This window comes from Amycolatopsis sp. NPDC058986, assembly GCF_042741125.1.
Taxonomy (GTDB): Bacteria; Actinomycetota; Actinomycetes; order Mycobacteriales; family Pseudonocardiaceae; genus Amycolatopsis.
This window is the reverse complement of record NZ_JBHYJW010000103.1, coordinates 1-17,954: the sequence shown is the minus strand read 5'-3', so window position 1 is coordinate 17,954 and position 17,954 is coordinate 1. Positions and strand designations below refer to the sequence as shown.

The window sequence follows — 17,954 nt, the reverse complement described above, 5'->3', positions numbered from 1 at the left end:
TCACGGATGTGGTGTGCTCTCGTGGTGAGGCGCCGGGCGATGTCGCGTACGCAACGTTCGAGACGCTGAACGTCGGCAACGGAGCGTTCGCGACAAAGCGGCCCCACCCCGAAGTGTCCTTTGTGGATTCCTGGTCGGCGAGCCCCGGACGCCGGAGCCGTACACCGTCATGGGCCGGGATTCGCACCGACCTGGTAGACGAGCAGGGCGATCTGGACCCGGTTCTCGGCGGCGGTCTTGGCGAAGATGCGGGAGACGTGCGACTTGACCGTGGCCTCGCTCATGTGCAGGTCGGCCGCGATCACCGCGTTCGAGCTGCCCGCGGCGACCGCCTCCGCCACCTCACGTTCCCGATCGGTCAACCGCGCGAGCCTGTCGCGTGCGTCGGCGGTCGCGGCGGAGTCCGCTTGCCCGATCGTGGCGACGAGCCGCTTGGTGATCGCCGCGGAGAACACGGAGTCGCCCGCGGCGGCGACGTGCACGCCCCGGATGATCTCTTCGGGGGCGGTGTCCTTGAGCAGGTAGCCGTTGGCGCCGGCCCGCAGCGCCTCCACGACGTAGGTGTCGAGCTGGAACGTGGTGAGGACGAGCACCGGGTTCGAGTAGCCGCTCGCCCGCAGCTCACGCGTGGCCGCGATCCCGTCCAGTACCGGCATCTGCAGGTCCATGAGGACGACGTCGGGCGCCGTTTCACGCACCATCGCCACCGCCTGGCGGCCGTTGGTGGCCTCGGCGACGACACGCAGGGCGGGGTCGGCGGACAGCACCATGCGGAGCCCGGTCCGCACCATGGCGTCGTCATCGACGAGCAGCACTTGTGTCACGTCCACGGCAGCTCCGCGTTCAGCACGAACTCTCCTGCGTCGGTTCGACCATGGCTGAGGCTCCCACCCGCGAGAACAGCCCGTTCCCGCAGGCCGAGAAGCCCCCGACGTGACCCTGGCACGTCCAGCGCGTCGGCCACCACCCGGTTGGCGACGCGCACCCGCAACATATCGTCGGCGTGGTTCACCAGCACCGTGACCTCGGCTCCCGTGGCGTGCTTACGGGCGTTGGTCAGTCCTTCCTGCACGATCCGGTAAGCCGCCCGGCCGATGCCGGGCGGCGCGTCGCGCAGATCCCCGTGCACCGTCAACGTGATCCGCTGACCTGCCGCGCGGGCTTCGTCGACGAGGTCGTCGAGCCGGTCGAGTCCCGGCTGTTCGAGTGACACGGCCTCGTCGGCGCGCAGCACGCCCAGTGCGGTGCGCAACTCCTCCAGCGCCTGCACCGCCGCCGACCGGATGAGATCGCCCGCGGCTCGTACGTCGTCCTGGGACAGGCCGTTGGCCACGGTCAGCCCACCGGCGTGCAGGGTGACCAGGGAGATGCGGTGCGCGACCGCGTCGTGCATCTCACGAGCGATCCGCGCCCGCTCGGCGTACCTGACCTCGGCCGCACGCAGCTCCTGCTCCTGCTCGGCCCGTTCGGCCCGTTCGCGGTAGATGTCGACGAGCTTGTGCTGCGCCTGCTGCAGGGCTCCCCAGGCGCTGAACGCCGCCGCCATCGCCGCGTTGACCACGATGGTCAGGCCCAGGGAGTTGTTGCCCGAATACACCAGCCAGAACACACAGCCGGAGACGACGTTCATGGCGGCGACGGCGAGCGCGACCCGCAGCCGGCGACGGCGAGCCACCGCGTAAAGCGCGAGCATGTTGGCGAATCCGGCGGAGGCGACGACCGAGGCGACAGCGGCCAGGGTCACGGCCACGACGACGGGTGCCCGGTTACGCAGGACCAGCGCGAGGCTGGCGAGTGCGCCCACCGCGACGTCCAGCACGCGCGCCACACCGCCGGGCCCGGTCTCCAGCACTCCGTAGAGCAGTGACAGTCCGCCAGCGAACGAGAGCAGCACCAAGGTCACCGTGCGCCCTGTCGCCAACCAGTCCGGCCCCGGGTGGGTGGCCTCCGCGTTCTGGATCACCTGCCCGAGACTAGCCAGTGCCGTCGCTCGGGCATCCGTCGATCGATGGGCGGCGGCTACGACTTTCGTCGATCGGATGGCCACCCGGCGCCGATGCCGCCGACGCCCTCGACGACCAGTGTTGCCGCCATGAGCTACGACAACGACGCGTCCCGCGGCGGGACCGCCCCGCACCCCTTCCGGACGCTGGTCACCGACCTCGTCCGGCCCGTCCGGCACGACCTCGACCCGGCGCGCAGGCGGCTGCTCGTCGCCCGGCAGGTCGTGGTCCTCGCCGGCGCGGCGATGACCCTGGTCCAGGTGATCGTCTGGCTGATGATCGCCATTCTCGGCGGGGGCCTGCGCGAACCGTGGTGGCTGTGGACCGCGATCCCGGTGGTGCTCGCCGCCGGCGTGCTCACCGGCATCGACCGGTGCCTGCCGGATCGGGGCGAATGACCGTGTCCACGATGACGTCCGTCGATTGCCCGGTCCAGCTGGACTCGGTGCGCAAGACCTACGGCTCCGGCGAGGGCGCGGTGGAAGCGCTTTCCGGGGTCTCCGCGGATTTCCTCCCCGGCACCTTCACGGCGGTGATGGGCCCGTCGGGATCCGGGAAGAGCACGCTGTTGCACTGCGCGGCCGGGCTCGACAAGCCGAGCGCGGGCCGGGTCACCCTGGTGGGGACCGACCTGACGGGCAAGAGCGAGACCGAGCTGACCGAGCTTCGCCGCCAGCACGTCGCGTTCGTTTTCCAGTCCTTCAACCTGATGCCCGCGCTGAACGTCGAGCAGAACGTCACCCTGCCGACGCTGCTGGCCGGCCGCGAGCCGGACCGGGCGTGGGTGGACCAGGTGATCGCCAGGGTCGGGCTGGCGCAGCGCGTCGGCCATCGGCCCGGTGAGCTTTCCGGCGGCCAGCAGCAGCGCGTGGCGATCGCCCGTGCGCTGGCCACCCGCCCGGCGGTGGTGTTCGCCGACGAGCCGACCGGCGCGCTGGACACGAACACCGCGCTCGAGGTGCTGAACCTGATGCGCGAGCTGGTGAACGCGGGCCAGACCGTCGTGATGGTCACGCACGACCCCGTGGCGGCGTCGTTCGCGGACACCGTGCTCTTCCTGGTAGACGGCCGGATCGTCACGCGGATGGCGACGCCGGATGTCGAAGCCGTCGCGGCCACCCTGGCGCAACTCGGTGCCCAGGCCAAGCACGCCCGGGGACAGCGGTGAACCCGCGGCGGGTGGTGTTCGGCCTGGCATTGGCCGGCCTGCGGTACCGCGTGGCCGCGTCGCTCGCGTCGTTCGTCGCGATCCTGATCGGCTGCGGCCTGCTGATCGCGTGTGCCGGGCTGTTCGAGACCGCGTTCGTGCTGCGGGCGCAGCCGCAGCGGCTCGCGGCGGCCCCGGTCGTGGTCGGCGGTCCGGCGGCCTTCAAGCTGCCGGACGAGGAGTCGCAGGTAGTCCCGTACGTCGAACGGGCCGGGCTGCCCGTGGACCAGACCGCCAGGATCGCCGCGGTGCCGGGCGTGCGACGCGTGGTCGCGGACGTGTCGTTCCCGGCCACCCTGCTGCGCGACGGGACGCCCCAGGTCTCCGGCCCGTCTGTCCTTTCTGGACACAGCTGGGACTCTGCCGTGCTCGGCGGCTACGTCCTGCGTCAGGGCGGCCAGGCACCGGCCGCGGACCAGGTCGTGGTCGGCTCGGCCACCGCGGACGCGAACGGGATCAGCGCGGGCGCGACCGTCGACGTCGTGGTGAGCGGGCAGAAGCGGTCCTTCGTCGTCACGGGGATCGCCGAGCACGTGCGGCGGACCGCGTTCTTCTTCTCCCCGGCCGACACCCAGCGATTTTCGCCGCATCCAGGCCGCGTCGACCTGGTCGGCGTGTTCCCGTCCGAAGGCGTGGACGCCGGTGATCTCGCCGCGCGCATCTCCGGGCTGATGCCGGACGTCAGCGTGCTGACCGGCGACGACCGAGGCGCGGCCGAGTTCCTCGGGGTGGCCGGCAGCCGGCTCCCCCCTGATCCTCCTGGCCGCGGTGTTCGGCGGGATGGTGCTGGTGGTCATGGCACTGGTCGTCTCCGCGACGATCAGCCTCACCGTGCGGCAGCGGCGGCAGGAGATCGCGCTGCTGCGGGCCACCGGCGCGACGCCGAAACAGGTGCACCGGATGGTGCTCGCCGAGACCATGGTCGTCGGCGCGATCGCCGCGCTGGGCGGCGTTGTCCTCGGCTACCTGCTCGGCAACCAGATCTTCGACACCAGTGTGTCGCTCGGGATCGTGCCGGACGAGCTGCTCTTCCAGCAGGACGTCATCGCGTTCGCCGCGGGCCTCCTCGCCACGCTCGCGATCGTCTACGCCGCCGCGTGGTTCGCCGCGCTGGCCGCGGCGCGGGCCCGGCCGATCCAGGCGCTGGCCGAGGCCGCGATCCCGAGTGCGAGGGTGCACCCGTTGCGCCGCACCGGTGCGGTGGTCTGCGCCGCGGCGACCGTGCTGCTCGCGGGCACCACGATGTTCATGCCCGCCGACACGGCGGCGGCGATCGGCGGCCCGGCGGTGCTCACCGGCGCCATCGCGGTGGCCTTGATCGGACCGGAGATCATGGCGTTCGTCGCGGATCGCTTCGGCCCGTTCATCCGGCGGATCGCGGGCCGCGACGCCACGCTCGCGGTGATCAACTCCCGCGCCCGCGCGGTGATGTTCGCCGCCGTGCTCACGCCGATCACGCTCGCCAGCGCGGTCGCGCTCGGCAACGTCTACTCCGAGACCACGGCGCAGAAGGCTCAAGTGGCGGCGTACACCAGCCAGTTGAAGGCGGACGCGGTGATCAGCACGGCCACCGGCGGGATCTCGCCGGACGCGCTCGCACGGATCCGCAGCACACCGGGCGTCGGCACGGCGTCGCCGCTGGTCACCAGCTCCGGCTGGATCGAACAGCCCTACGACGGCAACGGCAGCGACCCACTGCGCCTGCTCGGCGTCTCCGCCGAGGACCAGGGCGGCACGGTGCTGGCCACCGACGTGACACGGGGCTCGCTGAAGGACTTGACCGGCGACACCGTCGCGCTGCCGCAGGACGTCGCGGACCGTCTGACGCTCAAGGTCGGCGACAAGATCACCCTGCGACTCGGCGACGGAGCGCGGGCTCCGGTGACCGTCGTCGCGCTGCTCGACAGCCCGTCGAGTTACGCGAGCATGGTGTTGCCTGCCGACCTCCTCACGCCGCACACCACCAGCGGACTGCCCGCGCAGGTGCTGGTGAAGGCGGCCGGCTCGAACGACGTCGTCTCCGCGCTGACCGGCCGCCTGAAGGACTGGCCGGGCCTCACCGTCGGCGACGATTCGGTGCTGGCGAACAACTTCCAGGCCCGCGCGGATGTGGAGGCGATGATCAACTACCTGCTGGCCGTGCTCGCCATCGCCTACGCGGCGATCGCGGCGGTGAACACCCTCGCGGTGGCCGTGCTGGCCCGTCGCCGGGAGTTCGGCGCGCAGCGCCTGGCGGGCGCGGACCGCGGTCAGGTCCGGCGGATGTTGTTCGTCGAGAGCGGCATCGTCGCGGTGGCCGGGCTGGTACTGGGCACCATCATCTCGCTGTTCACCGTGCTGCCCATGGCGGTGACGACCGGGCAGATCGTTCCGTCCGGGCCGGTCTGGGTGTTCCCCGGCGTGGTGGGCGCGGTCTTCCTGATCGCGTGGCCGGTCACCGCGCTCTCCGCACGCCTGGCGATGCGCCGCAGCCCGATCGAAGCGGTCACACTCCCCGGACAGTAAGAGTTCCGAACTTCCCGAAGGCGCGCGGCGGCACCGCCCCCAGAGTGTCCTTTGTGGATTCCTGGTCCGTGAATGCCACATTGAGGGACTCTGAGTCTCTCAATGTGGCATTCACGGACCTGCCCGCCGCTAGGCCCTGACGAGATCAGCGGAGGCGAAGAACGTCTCGGCCTCGCCGAGCGTTCGCGTGTCGAGCAGGATGTCCCCCGGCCTGCTGCCGTTGCCGATCAGCACGCCACCCCAGTGCATCGACAGGTAGTCCGCGGTCTTGCGCAACGTGCCGACGAACGGGTCCGCCTGCTCCCGCTCCTCGCTGAGCACCGTGACGCCCCACAACGTCTTGCCGCGCATCCGCGCCTTGAACTCCGCTTCGGGCCGGCGCATCCAGCCGGACCAGTAGTCGAGGTAGAGCTTCACGCTCGCGGACACGCTGTACCAGTAGACCGGCGACGCGATCACCAGGTCGGTCGCGGCGAAGGTGGCGTCCATCAGCACCCGCTCGTTGCCTTCGGGCACGGCGTGCTCGCCCACCCCGTGACGCCGGTCCTCGAACGGCTCCAGCGGCAGTTCGGGTAATCGGATCCAGCGCTGCTCGTCGGCCTTCGGCAGTTCCTTCGCGGCCCGGCGGGCCAGGATCTCGGTGTTCCCACCCGCACGGGCGGCGCCGAGCAGGAAGAGGTAGCTCCGATCGGACATCGGGACTCCGTTCGACGGGAAAGTATATGCATGTACACACAGAGACTGTCACTGCATATACTCGGCGTCAAGAGTCAAGGAGGCGGAATGATCGCCGACGCCCAGGCATGGGACCGGGTTCTCGCCCTGCACGCGCGGGTCGAGCAGGAGCTGACCAAGGCGCTGCACCGGAAGCACGGCCTCGGCCTGTCCGAGTACCGCGCACTCCGCAGGCTCGCCGACTCCCCCAAGAGCGGGCTGCGGATGCAGGAACTCGCGGAGGCGATCGGCCTCAACCAGAGTTCGGTCAGCCGCATGGTGGCGCGGCTCGAAGACGCCGAACTGACCGTGCGCGACATCTGCGAGGACGACCGCCGCGGCGTCTACTCGGTGATCACCGAGGAAGGCCGCAAGCGTTACGAGGACGCCGAACCGACGTACCTCACCGTGCTGAGCGCCGCGCTCTCCAAGGCCGCGGGCGACCCCGAACTCGCCGCGGCGGTGGCCGCGATCCGCTCCGCTTGACGCCTATATTCCTCAGTGGTTATATACCGACACAGGCAACCACGAGGGAGGCGGCCGTGTCCGGAAGCACGCAACTGGAAACCGTCGACGAGCGTCCCGTGCTGCGGTTCGTACGCCGTCTCGCGCACAGCCCGGAAAAGGTGTGGCACACCATCACCGATCCGGCCGAACTCGCCCACTGGTTCCCCGCCGCGGTGAGCGGCGACCTGCGGCCCGGCGGCGTCATCACGTTCACCTTCGAGGGCCAGGACGAGAGCACCGACGGCGAGGTGCTGACCGTCGATCCGCCCCGGGAGTTCGCGTTCAGCTGGAACTCCGACGTGCTGCGGTGGGTGCTCACCCCGGACGGCGACGGCTGCCTGCTGGAGTTCACGCACACCTTCGGCCGCGGCGAATCCGCGATTGCCCGGCTCGCGGCCGGGCGCAACGCGGCGGGCTGGGACACCTGCCTGGACGCGCTCGACGCGCGGCTCATCGGCGCAACCCCCGAGCAGCCTGCGAACTGGCACGACCGGATGGCCGCCTACGTCGAGGAATGGCACCTCGGCGAGGGCGAGGTCGTCGACGGCGTCATCCGCTTCCGGCGTGATCTGGCGTGGAAGCCGGTCGAAGAGGTCTGGGCGCTGCTGGCCCCTGAGGCGTTGAAGCCGGGCGACACCGCACCGGCGTCGGCGGGCAACGGACGGCTCACCCCTGGCGAGGTGACGGTCGCCGACGCGCCGCACACGCTGGAATTCTCCGTGCTGGACAACGGAAATCCGGCCGGGAAGGTGCGCTGGGAGATCGTCTTCGACGCGCTGGACGGCGTGCGTGCCGAACTGACGCAGACCGTGCCCGGCGACCATCCGGCGCTCGCGGCCGAGCTCGCCGCGTGGCACAAGCGGATGGCCGCCCTGTTCGCCGCGACGTTCGGCGTCGAGCCGGAACCCTGGCCCGCGGACCGAGTGGAGGCCCTGACCGAGCACTACGCGAAGCAAGGTCTCTGAAGGCCACCTTCAGGGCGTTCAAGTCCCTCAAGGTGGCCTTCAGAGACCTTCCCCCGAAGCCCGGGAACAGTGTGTCCTTGGTTACAGTGGCGGTACGCGCGACTACTATGTGCTGGGACATATCCGTTCATGCCCGGGGTGAGGACGCACCGACGATGGCCGATCGACGCCCGACAGCGCAGGAGATCTGGGGACGCGAATTCGCGCTGGCCCGCGGCGCGACCGGGCTGAGCCAGGAAGCGTTCGCCAAGCAGCTGTTCCTGTCCCAGTCCTTGGTCGCGATGTGGGAGACCGGCCGCCGCGTGCCGAAACACCCGGACCTGGTGCGCTGCGAGGAACTCTTCGGCACCAACGGGTATCTGAGCCGGATGCTCGACCTGCTGGTGTCCCGCGAGGTCGACCACGAATGGATGGACCGTTGGGTAAGCGTCGAGCAGCGCGCCACCACCTTGCTGTCCTTCCAGCCCACCGTGATCCCTGGCCTGTTGCAGACCAAGGAGTACGCCAGGGCCGTGCAGGACAACGACGACTATGTCGCCGAACGGCTGGAGCGTCAGCGCGTGCTGGACAGCGAGGTGCCGCCGATGCTGGTGGTGCTCCTGCCCGAATACGTCCTGCATCACCGAGTCGGCGACGAGCGCGTCATGCCCGAACAACTGACGCATCTGGCGACGATGGCCCGGCGGCCCCGGATCGCTGTCCAGATCGTGCCGCTGGACTCCCCGTGCTACGCCAAGTTCGCCGGGCCGTTCGTCGTGGCCGCCTTCGACGGCGGCCGCGAAGTGGCCTACGTGGATAACCAACTGCGCGGTGAGGTAGTGGAACGCGCCGAGGACGTAGCCTTTCTGCGAGAGCAGTTCGACTACTTCCGCGCCGATGCCCTGCCCAACCGGCAGTCCATCGAGCTGATCGAAAGGATCGCGAGCCAATGGCACCCCTGATCTGGCGTAAGTCCTCCCACAGCGGCTCCAACGGCGGAGACTGCGTCGAGGTCGCCCTCCCCTGGCGCAAATCCTCCTACAGCACCTCCAACAACGGAGACTGCGTCGAGGTCGCCTTCGCCTGGTACAAGTCCTCCCACAGCGGCTCCAACAACGGAAACTGCGTCGAGGTGGCCGCCAGCGACCAGTACACCGCCGTGCGCGACTCCAAGGCACCCCACTCCGGAATGCTCACCGTCCCTCCAGCCGCCTGGCACGCCTTCACCCGCGTCCTCCGGAACCACTGACCCCGGCGCGCGTCCGCCCGGGGGATGACCTTCGCCGGGTGGACGCGCGGAGCCACGACGGCGATTAGGTTCGTCGGCATGAGATCCCGGGTTGTCCGTCGCGCCGTCGATGCGCTGGCGGCCGTGCTGTTGGCCGTCGGCGCGGGCGGGAACCTCGCCGCGGGGGCCTGGCCGCTGCCGGGCTGGATGACGCCGTGGCTCGGCTGGGCGATCATGGGCCTGTCCGTCGTCCCGTTGCTGATCCGCTGGTCGTGGCCGATGCCCGCGTTCGCGGCCGGGCTGGTGATGATCCTGGTGAGCGCGCCGATCGGCGGGCCGATCGTGGGAGTGCCGCTCGCCGCGACCGGATGCGCGCTCTACGTCCTCGCCGCGTACGGGCCGCAGCGCACATCAATGGTAGCGTTGGTCGTCGCCGGGATCGAGGTCGTCCTGGTGTCGGTGCTCATTCCGTCCCCCGCGCAGCCCGCGACGCTCTCCCTCGGCATCTCCGCGCTGGGCGTGTCCTACGCGCTCGGCTACACGGTGCTCGCCCGCCGCGAACACGCCGCGCAGCTGCGGGAAACCTATGCACACCAAGCGGTTTCGGAGGAACGGCTGCGGATCGCACGCGAGATGCACGACGTCGTCGCGCACTCGATGAGCCTCATCGCGGTGAAGGCGGGGGTCGGCAACCACGTCGCTCTCGACCAACCCGAAGAGGCGCGCGACGCCCTGCGCGTCATCGAGGACACCAGCCGCGAGACGCTGGCCGAACTGCGGCGGATGCTCGGCGTCCTGCGTGGCGGAACGGGCGAACCCGAGGCGTTGCTGGCGCCCGCCCCGACCCTGGCCGACCTGCGGGCGCTCGTCGAACGCGCGGGCCAAGCGGGGCCGTCGGTGGAACTGGACGTCGAGGATCTGCCGGAACTTCCCGGCGGGATAGGGCAATCGGTGTACCGGATCGCCCAGGAGGCACTGACCAATGTGGTCAAACACGCCGGGGCGAGCACCTGCCGGGTGCTGGTACGCGGCGGCGAGGGACAGGTGAGCATCGAGGTGACGGACGATGGCGCCGCGAACGGTCCGGTCGTGCCGGGGCACGGGCTGATCGGGATGCGCGAACGCGTCGCGGTCTACGGCGGCGAGTTCAGCGCGGAACCCTTGCCGGACAAGGGTTTCCGCGTGTTCGCCCGGCTGCCCTACGACGTCGCGGAGGTGTCCGGATGACCCGCGTGCTCGTGGTGGACGACCAGGCGTTGCTGCGCGGCAGTTTCCGGGTCCTCGTCGACAGCTCGCCGAAGCTGACCGTCATCGGCGAAGCCGGGGACGGCGCGGAGGCGGTCGCGCTCGCCCGGCGCGAAAAGCCCGACGTCGTCCTGATGGACATCCGGATGCCGGGCATGGACGGGATAGAGGCGACCCGGCGCATCTGCGGCGCCCCGGAGACCGCGGCCGTGCGGGTGCTCATCCTGACGACGTTCAACCTCGACGCGTACGTCTATTCGGCACTGCGAGCCGGGGCGAGCGGCTTCCTGCTCAAGGACACCCCGCCCGCCGAACTGCTCACCGCGATCGAGGTGGTCGCGAACGGCGACGGGCTGCTCGCGCCGTCGGTCACCCGGCAGCTGATCGCCGAGTTCGTCCGGCTGCCCGATCCCGGCGGCCCGGCCACGCCGGGGCTCGACGGCGTCACGTCCCGGGAGCGGGAGGTGCTGACGCTGATCGCGCGCGGGCTGTCCAACGACGAGATCGCCGCGCACCTGCACCTCGGGATCGCCACGGTGAAGACCCATATCGGGCGGCTGCTGCACAAGCTCGCCGCGCGCGACCGTGCCCAGCTCGTCATCGCCGCCTACGAATCCGGTCTCGTCCGGGTGAGCCGGGAGCCGGGGTGATCGGCTCCTGACCTGGGTATCAGCACCTGTCACGGGCCCGGAACCGGGAAAACACCCGCAGTTAAGTTGCCCACGCCACACCGCCGAAGTGACCAATCAGTAGCTAAGCTGCCGGGTCATGAGCAGTGCGACGGAGCCGCTCGGGACGCCGCCCGAGGACGAACCCGACATCCACACCACGGCCGGCAAGCTCGCCGACCTGTACCGCCGGTACGACGAGGCGGTGCACGCGGGCGGGGCCCGCGCGGTGGAGAAACAGCACGCGAAGGGCAAGAAGACCGCCCGCGAGCGGATCGAGCTGCTGCTCGACGAGAACTCGTTCGTCGAGCTGGACGAACTGGCCCGGCACCGCTCGACGAACTTCGGCCAAGAGAAGAACCGGCCGTACGGCGACGGCGTGGTGACGGGCTACGGCACGGTCGACGGGCGCGGCGTGTGCGTGTTCAGCCAGGACGTCACGGTGTTCGGCGGCTCGCTCGGCGAGGTCTACGGCGAGAAGATCGTCAAGGTCATGGACCTGGCGATCAAGACCGGCCGCCCGATCATCGGCATCAACGAGGGCGGCGGCGCGCGCATCCAGGAGGGCGTCGTCTCGCTCGGGCTCTACGGCGAGATCTTCAACCGCAACGTCAAGGCGTCCGGCGTGATCCCGCAGATCTCGCTGATCATGGGCGCGAACGCGGGCGGGCACGTGTACTCCCCCGCGCTGACCGACTTCGTCGTGATGGTCGACGAGACCTCGCAGATGTTCATCACCGGCCCGGACGTGGTCAAGACGGTGACCGGCGAGGACGTCACGTTCGAGGAACTCGGCGGCGGCCGGACGCACAACACGAAGTCCGGTGTCGCGCACTATCTCGGCTCCGACGACGAGGACGCGATCGCCTACGTCAAGGAACTGCTGTCGTACCTGCCCGCGAACAATCTCTCCGATGCCCCGGTGTTCGACGCCGCGGAGCCGTCGGGAGGGTTCTTCGAGGAGGCCACGGACACCGACCGCGAGCTGGACACGATCATCCCGGACTCGCCGAACACCCCGTACGACATGCACGAGGTCATCACCCGCGTGCTCGACGACGGCGAGTTCCTCGAAGTGCACGAGCTGTTCGCGCCGAACATCCTCGTCGGCTTCGGCAGGGTGGACGGCCACAGCGTCGGCGTCGTGGCGAACCAGCCGACGCAGTTCGCGGGCTGCCTGGACATCGACGCGTCGGAGAAGGCCGCGCGGTTCGTGCGCACCTGCGACGCGTTCAACATCCCGGTACTGACCTTTGTGGACGTTCCCGGCTTCCTGCCGGGCACCGACCAGGAGTGGAACGGCATCATCCGGCGTGGCGCGAAGCTGATCTACGCCTACGCGGAGGCGACCGTCCCGCTGGTCACGGTCATCACGCGCAAGGCGTACGGCGGCGCCTACGACGTCATGGGCTCCAAGCACCTCGGCGCCGACGTCAACCTCGCCTGGCCCACCGCGCAGGTCGCGGTCATGGGCGCGCAGGGCGCGGCGAACATCGTGCACCGCAAGACTTTGGCCGCCGCGGCCGCCGAAGGCCGCGACGTCGACGCGCTGCGCGCCGAGCTGATCCAGGAGTACGAGGACACGCTGCTCAACCCGTACGCGGCGGCCGAACGCGGCTACGTCGACTCGGTGATCGTGCCCGCGCACACCCGCGGTCACGTCGCGCGGGCGCTGTCGCTGCTGCGGGAGAAGCGCGAAACCCTGCCGCCGAAGAAGCACGGCAACATCCCGCTGTGAGGTCGTGATGAGCGAAACTCCCGAACGTCCGCTGCTGCGGATCGTCCGCGGCAACCCGAGCGACGCCGAAGTCGCCGCGCTGACCGCCGTCGTCGCCGCGGTCGCCGCTTCCCCTGCCCCGCCACCCGCCGCCCGCCGTACGTCGTGGTGGGCGGACCGGGCGTCGGCGCTGCGGCGTCCGCTGCATCCGGGGGAAGGCGCCTGGCGCGCCTCCGCCTTCCCTCGCTGATCCCCCAAGCGATGTAGTTTCACGCACGCGGGTGTGCGCGAAACTACATCGGACATTTAGTTTCACGCGGCAGAGTCAACGCCAAACTACAACGCAGATGTAGTTTGGCGTTAGACTGGCTAGGTGCCCGCCAACTCTGCCGACCCCGCTGAACTGCGCCGCGAGCTCACCGCAGTGGCAACGCGCCAGGCCGGTTACTTCACGGCAGGGCAAGCGCTCGAGGTGGGCTATTCGTACCAGGCCCAGCGATACCACGTACAGCGCGGGAACTGGGAACGCGTGCATCGCGGGCTGTTCCGTCTCCCCGAATGGCCGCCCGGGGACAACGACACGTTCATCTTCTGGAGGCTGTGGAGTGGCGACCGCGCGGTCGTTTCCCATGACTCGGCGCTGACTGTCCACGATCTCGGCGATGTCAATCCGTCCCGGATCCACCTCACCGTTCCCCCCGGCTTCCGCGCACGGGAGCCGCGACTGGTACTCCACCGGGCGGCCCTACCGCCGGGCGACATCGAGGAACGGGCCGGTTTCCAGGTCACCACCGTGGAACGCACCGTGCTCGACCTGTCGGCCGGAGATCTCGGCCAGGAACAGCTCGACACCGTGCTCGCCGACGCGTTCGAGCGCGGGCTGTTCTCACCACGGCGCCTTCAGGAACGCGCCGACGATCATGGTGACCGCGCGGCGCTACGGATCGAGCGAGCACTCGGCGCGGTGAGCCGATGAGCACCGAAAAGCCATTCGACCGGCACCGCACCGCGCCCGCGCTGCTGGCCGCCCTGGACGCACGCCTGCGAACACGTGCCCAGGGCAGCGGGCTCGACATCAACCGCTTGCGCCGCCAGGTGGCCTTCGAACGGCTACTGGTCAGGCTGGCCGCCGACAGCGGCGCCACGTGGGTCCTCAAAGGAGGACTCGCGCTCGAACTGCGCCTCGCCGACCGGAGCCGCTCCACCAAGGACCTTGACATCGCGTTCACCAGCCGCAGCGAACACGGCGAAGACATCCGCGCGCAGTTGCTCGACTTGCTGGCCGAAGATGTCGCCGAGGACCACTTCGTCTTCGCGATTGGCCTGCCGAAGCAGCTCTCGGACGACCAAGCCGGACGTCCCGGCTGGCGGTTTCCCGTCGACGTCAAGCTCGCCGGGAAGACGTTCGTGAACGTGCGCTTGGACGTCGTGGCGCGCGCGGACGAGATCCACGGCGGTGTGGAACGGCTGACCTTCCCGTCCGCACTCGCGTTCGCCGGTTACCCCCAGGCGGTGACCGTCGACGCGATCGACGTGTTCCAGCACGCCGCCGAGAAGTTCCACGCACTCACCAGGGATTACGGTGACAGGCCGAATACCAGGGCGAAGGATCTCGTGGACCTCGTCCTGTTGATCGAGCAGGGGCTCATCGCTCCCGACGAGCGGATCGTCGACCGGCTGGACACCGTTTTCTCCGTACGGGGCAGCCACACTCTCCCGCTCCGGCTTCCCGCTCCGCCCGCGGCATGGCGCAGCGACTACACCCGGCTGGCCGCGGATCTCGATGTCGAAGCACGAACCGTCGACGAGGCTCACTCGCTGGTGACTCGTTTCTGGGATGCGTGCACCGGCATCGGCGAAGAGGACTCCCTCAGCTGACGTTGAGGGTGGTGTCGTCGAGGGCGAAGGATGTCTGGAGTTTCGTGCCTTCCGTACCGGTGAACGTCACCGTGACCGACTGGCCCGCGTACGCCGCGAGCGACACCGTGTGCTGCTGGTACCCGGAAGCAGCGTCCACATTGGAGTAAGTCGCCAACGTGGCCCCGCCGACGGACACGGTGAGCTTGTCGTACGCCGTCGTGCCCGTCTCCGCAGTGTCGATGTGCAGCCAGAACGACAGCGCGTACGTCGAGCACCCGGACGGTAGGGACACGGTTTGGCTCAGCGTGTCCGTGTGCGCGCTGCCGTAACCGCCGAGCCACGCGTTCCATGTCCCGGTCCGCGCCGGTTCGTCCGGGGCGTTCTGCGCGATCACGCCGCCGGGGTCCGTCCAGCCGGTGGCACCGGACTCGAAGCCGGGGTTGGCCAGCAACTGCCCGGCGGTACATCCCGTGGGCGGAGTCGTACCGCCGCCCGCCAGCCACGCGGACGCGTTGAGTGCCAAGGCCGCGTTGTCCGCCGTCGGGTCGCTCCAGCCGTTGTACAGGGTGTTGCCGGGCTGGCCGGTGCCGTCGTCGATCGGGGAACTGTCGCCCCACACCGCGACCCGGCCGGAACCGAACGTGCTGGTCGCGAAGAAGGCGCCCGTGTTCCCGGGACTGACCGTGCTCAGGTACACGAGCCCCTTCACCGAAGGATTGTCGGCGGGCTTGAGCGTGAACGTCGTGCCGTTGGCGATCAGGCTGTGGCGCACGGTCCCGAAAGCGCCGTTGAGCACCGGGTTCGCGGAGTCCGTGACCGCCACCGGGTGATCACTGGAGATGTTCTTGAGATCCACCGAAAACCCGAACGGATCATTGTTGTTCACGCCGTTGTTCGTCATCAGGTCGTTGATGATCGCCGGGGAATCCCAGCCGTCGTTGTTCCGGTCGCTGCCCGTGTGGTCCGAGATCAGGAACAGCCCGCCACCGTTCTGCACGAACTTCAGCACCGCGGCCTTCTCCGGCGCGCTCAGCACGACGTTCGGCTCGGGCAGCACGAACTCGTCGAAGTTCGCCAGGTCCAGCGGGTTCGAGGTGTTCCCGTAGCTGATGGTGTTGCCGGGAGGCAGCGTCTTCAGGCTGTACTGCCCGGTCTTCCGCAGCGCGACACCCCACGCCGAGAGCGCGCCGGTCCAGTCGGTTTCCTTCTGCGGCGAGGGATTCTGCGCGGCCGGGTCCGGCTGGCTGGTCCCGATGATCCAATCGGCGTTGCCCGCCGTTTCGGCTTTGCTGTTGTCGAACAGGACACGGTGCGGTGTGGCGGCGACCGCGGGAACCGGTACGGCGAGCAGACCGGCGGCGAGCACGGCGATCGCGGTGAGGCGTAACGAACGGCACAGCATGAGCGCTCCTCCCAGAGCCGTTGGCCCGAACACCTTGACCCGCGAAGAAGAGACACCGGGTGGCGTCAGGGAACCGGCAGGTGAACGCTGAGCAACGTACCTCCGCCGCGCACCGACGAAAGTCGGTCCATTGTGGACACCGGGGATGTTTCCGGAGATTCCCGGCATGGTCACGTCCCTTTCGTGCCCTGCCGTTCACCGGCTCGTAGTAGTCCGGTCCGGCCCCCCGAGGCACCGTGACGGGGTGACCGACGACAAAGCCCTCTTCACCACTCACTTCAGCCGCCGCGGCTTCCTGACCACCGCCGGTGCGGCCGGTGCCGTGCTCGCGGCGGGGCCGCTGGCGGGCGAGGCCGCCGCCGACCCGGCCCCGGAAGCGACCACCACCGGCGGCGACCCGGCGCGGACCCCGGCCGTCGCGGGCCTGCACCTCCAGTTCGGTGCGGACGCCTCGGCCGAGGTCGTGGTTTCCTGGCACTCCCTCCAGCCCGTGCACCATGCCCGCGCGCTGCTCGGGCACCCCGACGGCCGGTACGAGCGCAGCGCCCCCGCGAAGACGGTCAGCTACACCGACGCCAAGTCCGGCCAGGTCGTCTACGCCCACCACGCGCCGCTGCGGGGCCTGCGGCCGGACACCGAGTACGTCTACGCCGCGCTGCACGACGGCGCCGAGCCGGCGATGGCGACGTTCCACACCGCGCCACGCGGACGCGGCGCGTTCACCTTCACCAGCTTCGGCGACCAGGGCACGCCCACCCTCGGCAAGCGCTACACCCCGCCGCCCGGGGTGACGCTGCCGAATCCGCCGTTCGTCAACGACAACCTCGGCTCGCCCGCCGCGGGTGACACGACCGCGGGCGTCGAGCGCGTCCGTCCGCTGTTCCACCTGTTCAACGGCGACCTCTGCTACGCCAATCTCGCCACCGACCGGGTCCGGACCTGGTGGGACTTCTGGGCGAACAACAGCCGCAGCGCACGCAACCGCCCGTGGATGCCGTCCGCGGGCAACCACGAGAACGAGCTGGGCAACGGCCCGATCGGCTACGCCGCGTACCAGACGTACTTCTCGGTGCCCCCGGCGTCCGGCCAGACCGACGTCACGCGGGGGCTCTGGTACTCCTTCACCGTCGGCTCGGTCCGCGTGATCAGCCTCGCCAACGACGACATCTGCTATCAGGACGCGGGCAACAGCTACGTCCGCGGTTATTCGCGCGGCGCGCAGAAGGCGTGGCTGGAGACCGAACTCGCGGCGGCCCGGCGGGACAAGGGCGTCGACTGGATCGTGATCTGCATGCACCAGGTCGCGATCAGCAGCGCGGACCAGTTCAACGGCGCAGACCTCGGCGTCCGCGAGGAGTGGTTGCCGTTGTTCGACCGCTACGGCGTCGATCTGGTGGTGTGCGGGCACGAACACCACTACGAGCGCTCGCACCCGATCCGCGGCGCTTCACCGAACGCGACGCGCACGCCGGTCCCGGTGTCCACGAAGACCGACGTCGTCGACACCGGCAAGGGAACCGTGCACATGGTCATCGGCGGCGGCGGGACCTCGGCGCCGTCGAACCAGTTGCTGACCACGCCGCCGCGCTGCCGCGTCATCACGGCGGTCGGCGAGCCGGACCCGAAGACCGGCAAACGGCCGCCGGTGTACGTCAGCGAGGACGCCCCGTGGTCGGCCGCGCGGGACGCGGCGCACTCGTACGGCTTCGCCGCGTTCACCGTCGACCCCGGCACCCGGCGCGGCGGGACCACCTCGATGCGGGTCACGTACTACGACGTCGTAGGCCCGGACGGGCAGCTCCAGCCGTTCGAGACCTTCACGCTGCACCGTCGCCGCTCCGACGCCTGAAAAGCTGCTGAAGGGGACTTTCCTCGCATGCGATGCGAGGAAAGTCCCCTTCAGCGCGTCTTACGAGAGGAACGTCCCCTTCAGCACACGGGACCGGGATCACAA

At 69.7% G+C, this 17,954-nt stretch carries 19 protein-coding genes; 14 read left to right on the top strand and 5 right to left on the bottom strand.

The window, feature by feature from the left end; all coding sequences use genetic code 11:
- Window positions 1-167: 167 nt before the first annotated feature.
- Complete coding sequence (locus ACFW0G_RS44005; protein WP_378331530.1) at window positions 168-830, bottom strand: response regulator; 663 nt, start codon at window positions 828-830, stop codon at window positions 168-170.
- The gene (locus tag ACFW0G_RS44000; protein ID WP_378331529.1) at window positions 821-1,963 is read right to left on the bottom strand and encodes a sensor histidine kinase; all 1,143 of its coding nucleotides are present in this window, start codon (window positions 1,961-1,963) and stop codon (window positions 821-823) included. The genes ACFW0G_RS44005 and ACFW0G_RS44000 overlap by 10 nt, the downstream gene beginning before the upstream one ends.
- Before the next feature lie 129 nt (window positions 1,964-2,092).
- Here ACFW0G_RS44000 and ACFW0G_RS43995 point away from each other — a divergent pair, with 129 nt between their 5' ends.
- Both ACFW0G_RS43995 and ACFW0G_RS43990 read left to right on the top strand, forming a co-directional pair.
- On the top strand, window positions 2,093-2,401 hold the full coding sequence (locus ACFW0G_RS43995; protein WP_378331528.1) for a hypothetical protein: 309 nt from the start codon (window positions 2,093-2,095) through the stop codon (window positions 2,399-2,401).
- A gap of 11 nt (window positions 2,402-2,412) precedes the next feature.
- Complete coding sequence (locus tag ACFW0G_RS43990; protein ID WP_378331527.1) at window positions 2,413-3,171, top strand: ABC transporter ATP-binding protein; 759 nt, start codon at window positions 2,413-2,415, stop codon at window positions 3,169-3,171.
- Between the two features lie 427 nt (window positions 3,172-3,598).
- Here ACFW0G_RS43990 and ACFW0G_RS43985 read toward each other — a convergent pair whose 3' ends face one another.
- Window positions 3,599-3,781 carry a hypothetical protein gene (locus tag ACFW0G_RS43985; RefSeq protein ID WP_378331526.1) on the bottom strand — a complete coding sequence of 61 codons (183 nt, stop codon included), beginning with the start codon at window positions 3,779-3,781 and terminating at the stop codon, window positions 3,599-3,601.
- Window positions 3,782-3,990: 209 nt separating this feature from the next.
- On the opposite strand from ACFW0G_RS43985, the gene ACFW0G_RS43980 reads away from it, so the two are divergent.
- Window positions 3,991-5,715 (top strand): FtsX-like permease family protein, encoded by a 1,725-nt coding sequence (locus ACFW0G_RS43980; protein WP_378331525.1) that lies wholly within the window; start codon window positions 3,991-3,993, stop codon window positions 5,713-5,715.
- A 129-nt stretch (window positions 5,716-5,844) separates the two neighbouring features.
- Here the strand turns inward: ACFW0G_RS43980 and ACFW0G_RS43975 are convergent, their stop codons facing one another.
- On the bottom strand, window positions 5,845-6,411 hold the full coding sequence (locus tag ACFW0G_RS43975; protein ID WP_378331524.1) for a flavodoxin family protein: 567 nt from the start codon (window positions 6,409-6,411) through the stop codon (window positions 5,845-5,847).
- A gap of 87 nt (window positions 6,412-6,498) precedes the next feature.
- Here ACFW0G_RS43975 and ACFW0G_RS43970 point away from each other — a divergent pair, with 87 nt between their 5' ends.
- From ACFW0G_RS43970 to ACFW0G_RS43925, 10 genes are all read left to right on the top strand, one after another.
- Window positions 6,499-6,915, top strand: coding sequence for a MarR family winged helix-turn-helix transcriptional regulator (locus ACFW0G_RS43970; RefSeq protein ID WP_378331523.1), 417 nt, complete (start codon window positions 6,499-6,501; stop codon window positions 6,913-6,915).
- Window positions 6,916-6,971: 56 nt separating this feature from the next.
- The gene (locus tag ACFW0G_RS43965; RefSeq protein WP_378331522.1) at window positions 6,972-7,901 is read left to right on the top strand and encodes an SRPBCC family protein; all 930 of its coding nucleotides are present in this window, start codon (window positions 6,972-6,974) and stop codon (window positions 7,899-7,901) included.
- A 155-nt stretch (window positions 7,902-8,056) separates the two neighbouring features.
- Complete coding sequence (locus ACFW0G_RS43960; RefSeq protein ID WP_378331521.1) at window positions 8,057-8,842, top strand: Scr1 family TA system antitoxin-like transcriptional regulator; 786 nt, start codon at window positions 8,057-8,059, stop codon at window positions 8,840-8,842.
- Window positions 8,830-9,129, top strand: a complete 300-nt coding sequence (locus tag ACFW0G_RS43955; RefSeq protein WP_378331520.1) for a DUF397 domain-containing protein — start codon at window positions 8,830-8,832, stop codon at window positions 9,127-9,129. Before ACFW0G_RS43960 ends, ACFW0G_RS43955 begins: the two co-directional genes overlap by 13 nt.
- 78 nt (window positions 9,130-9,207) lie before the next feature.
- A complete protein-coding gene (locus tag ACFW0G_RS43950; RefSeq protein WP_378331519.1) occupies window positions 9,208-10,335 on the top strand; it encodes a sensor histidine kinase in 1,128 nt (375 codons plus the stop codon).
- Complete coding sequence (locus ACFW0G_RS43945; RefSeq protein WP_378331518.1) at window positions 10,332-11,003, top strand: response regulator; 672 nt, start codon at window positions 10,332-10,334, stop codon at window positions 11,001-11,003. The genes ACFW0G_RS43950 and ACFW0G_RS43945 overlap by 4 nt, the downstream gene beginning before the upstream one ends.
- Before the next feature lie 118 nt (window positions 11,004-11,121).
- Complete coding sequence (locus tag ACFW0G_RS43940; protein ID WP_378331517.1) at window positions 11,122-12,759, top strand: acyl-CoA carboxylase subunit beta; 1,638 nt, start codon at window positions 11,122-11,124, stop codon at window positions 12,757-12,759.
- 7 nt (window positions 12,760-12,766) lie between these two features.
- A complete protein-coding gene (locus ACFW0G_RS43935) occupies window positions 12,767-12,988 on the top strand; it encodes an acyl-CoA carboxylase epsilon subunit (RefSeq protein ID WP_378331516.1) in 222 nt (73 codons plus the stop codon).
- 123 nt (window positions 12,989-13,111) lie between these two features.
- Window positions 13,112-13,714, top strand: coding sequence for a type IV toxin-antitoxin system AbiEi family antitoxin domain-containing protein (locus tag ACFW0G_RS43930; RefSeq protein ID WP_378331515.1), 603 nt, complete (start codon window positions 13,112-13,114; stop codon window positions 13,712-13,714).
- Window positions 13,711-14,616 carry a nucleotidyl transferase AbiEii/AbiGii toxin family protein gene (locus ACFW0G_RS43925; RefSeq protein ID WP_378331514.1) on the top strand — a complete coding sequence of 302 codons (906 nt, stop codon included), beginning with the start codon at window positions 13,711-13,713 and terminating at the stop codon, window positions 14,614-14,616. The genes ACFW0G_RS43930 and ACFW0G_RS43925 overlap by 4 nt, the downstream gene beginning before the upstream one ends.
- Here the strand turns inward: ACFW0G_RS43925 and ACFW0G_RS43920 are convergent.
- The gene (locus ACFW0G_RS43920; RefSeq protein WP_378331513.1) at window positions 14,609-16,000 is read right to left on the bottom strand and encodes a hypothetical protein; all 1,392 of its coding nucleotides are present in this window, start codon (window positions 15,998-16,000) and stop codon (window positions 14,609-14,611) included. The genes ACFW0G_RS43925 and ACFW0G_RS43920 overlap by 8 nt on opposite strands.
- Before the next feature lie 244 nt (window positions 16,001-16,244).
- On the opposite strand from ACFW0G_RS43920, the gene ACFW0G_RS43915 reads away from it, so the two are divergent.
- Window positions 16,245-17,849 (top strand): purple acid phosphatase family protein, encoded by a 1,605-nt coding sequence (locus tag ACFW0G_RS43915; protein WP_378331511.1) that lies wholly within the window; start codon window positions 16,245-16,247, stop codon window positions 17,847-17,849.
- The last annotated feature ends 105 nt before the right edge of the window (window positions 17,850-17,954 follow it).

Excerpts from the sequence above, each read along its gene's own strand:
- ACFW0G_RS43970 (WP_378331523.1), top strand. The coding sequence starts at position 6,499 with ATGATCGCCGACGCCCAGGCATGGGACCGGGTTCTCGCCCTGCACGCG.
- ACFW0G_RS43925 (WP_378331514.1), top strand. The coding sequence starts at position 13,711 with ATGAGCACCGAAAAGCCATTCGACCGGCACCGCACCGCGCCCGCGCTG.
- ACFW0G_RS43940 (WP_378331517.1), top strand. The coding sequence starts at position 11,122 with ATGAGCAGTGCGACGGAGCCGCTCGGGACGCCGCCCGAGGACGAACCC.
- ACFW0G_RS43960 (WP_378331521.1), top strand. The coding sequence starts at position 8,057 with ATGGCCGATCGACGCCCGACAGCGCAGGAGATCTGGGGACGCGAATTC.
- ACFW0G_RS43945 (WP_378331518.1), top strand. The coding sequence starts at position 10,332 with ATGACCCGCGTGCTCGTGGTGGACGACCAGGCGTTGCTGCGCGGCAGT.
- ACFW0G_RS43995 (WP_378331528.1), top strand. The coding sequence starts at position 2,093 with ATGAGCTACGACAACGACGCGTCCCGCGGCGGGACCGCCCCGCACCCC.
- ACFW0G_RS43990 (WP_378331527.1), top strand. The coding sequence starts at position 2,413 with ATGACGTCCGTCGATTGCCCGGTCCAGCTGGACTCGGTGCGCAAGACC.
- ACFW0G_RS43935 (WP_378331516.1), top strand. The coding sequence starts at position 12,767 with ATGAGCGAAACTCCCGAACGTCCGCTGCTGCGGATCGTCCGCGGCAAC.
- ACFW0G_RS43980 (WP_378331525.1), top strand. The coding sequence starts at position 3,991 with ATGGTGCTGGTGGTCATGGCACTGGTCGTCTCCGCGACGATCAGCCTC.
- ACFW0G_RS43975 (WP_378331524.1), bottom strand. The coding sequence starts at position 6,411 with ATGTCCGATCGGAGCTACCTCTTCCTGCTCGGCGCCGCCCGTGCGGGT.
- ACFW0G_RS43920 (WP_378331513.1), bottom strand. The coding sequence starts at position 16,000 with ATGCTGTGCCGTTCGTTACGCCTCACCGCGATCGCCGTGCTCGCCGCC.
- ACFW0G_RS43950 (WP_378331519.1), top strand. The coding sequence starts at position 9,208 with ATGAGATCCCGGGTTGTCCGTCGCGCCGTCGATGCGCTGGCGGCCGTG.
- ACFW0G_RS43955 (WP_378331520.1), top strand. The coding sequence starts at position 8,830 with ATGGCACCCCTGATCTGGCGTAAGTCCTCCCACAGCGGCTCCAACGGC.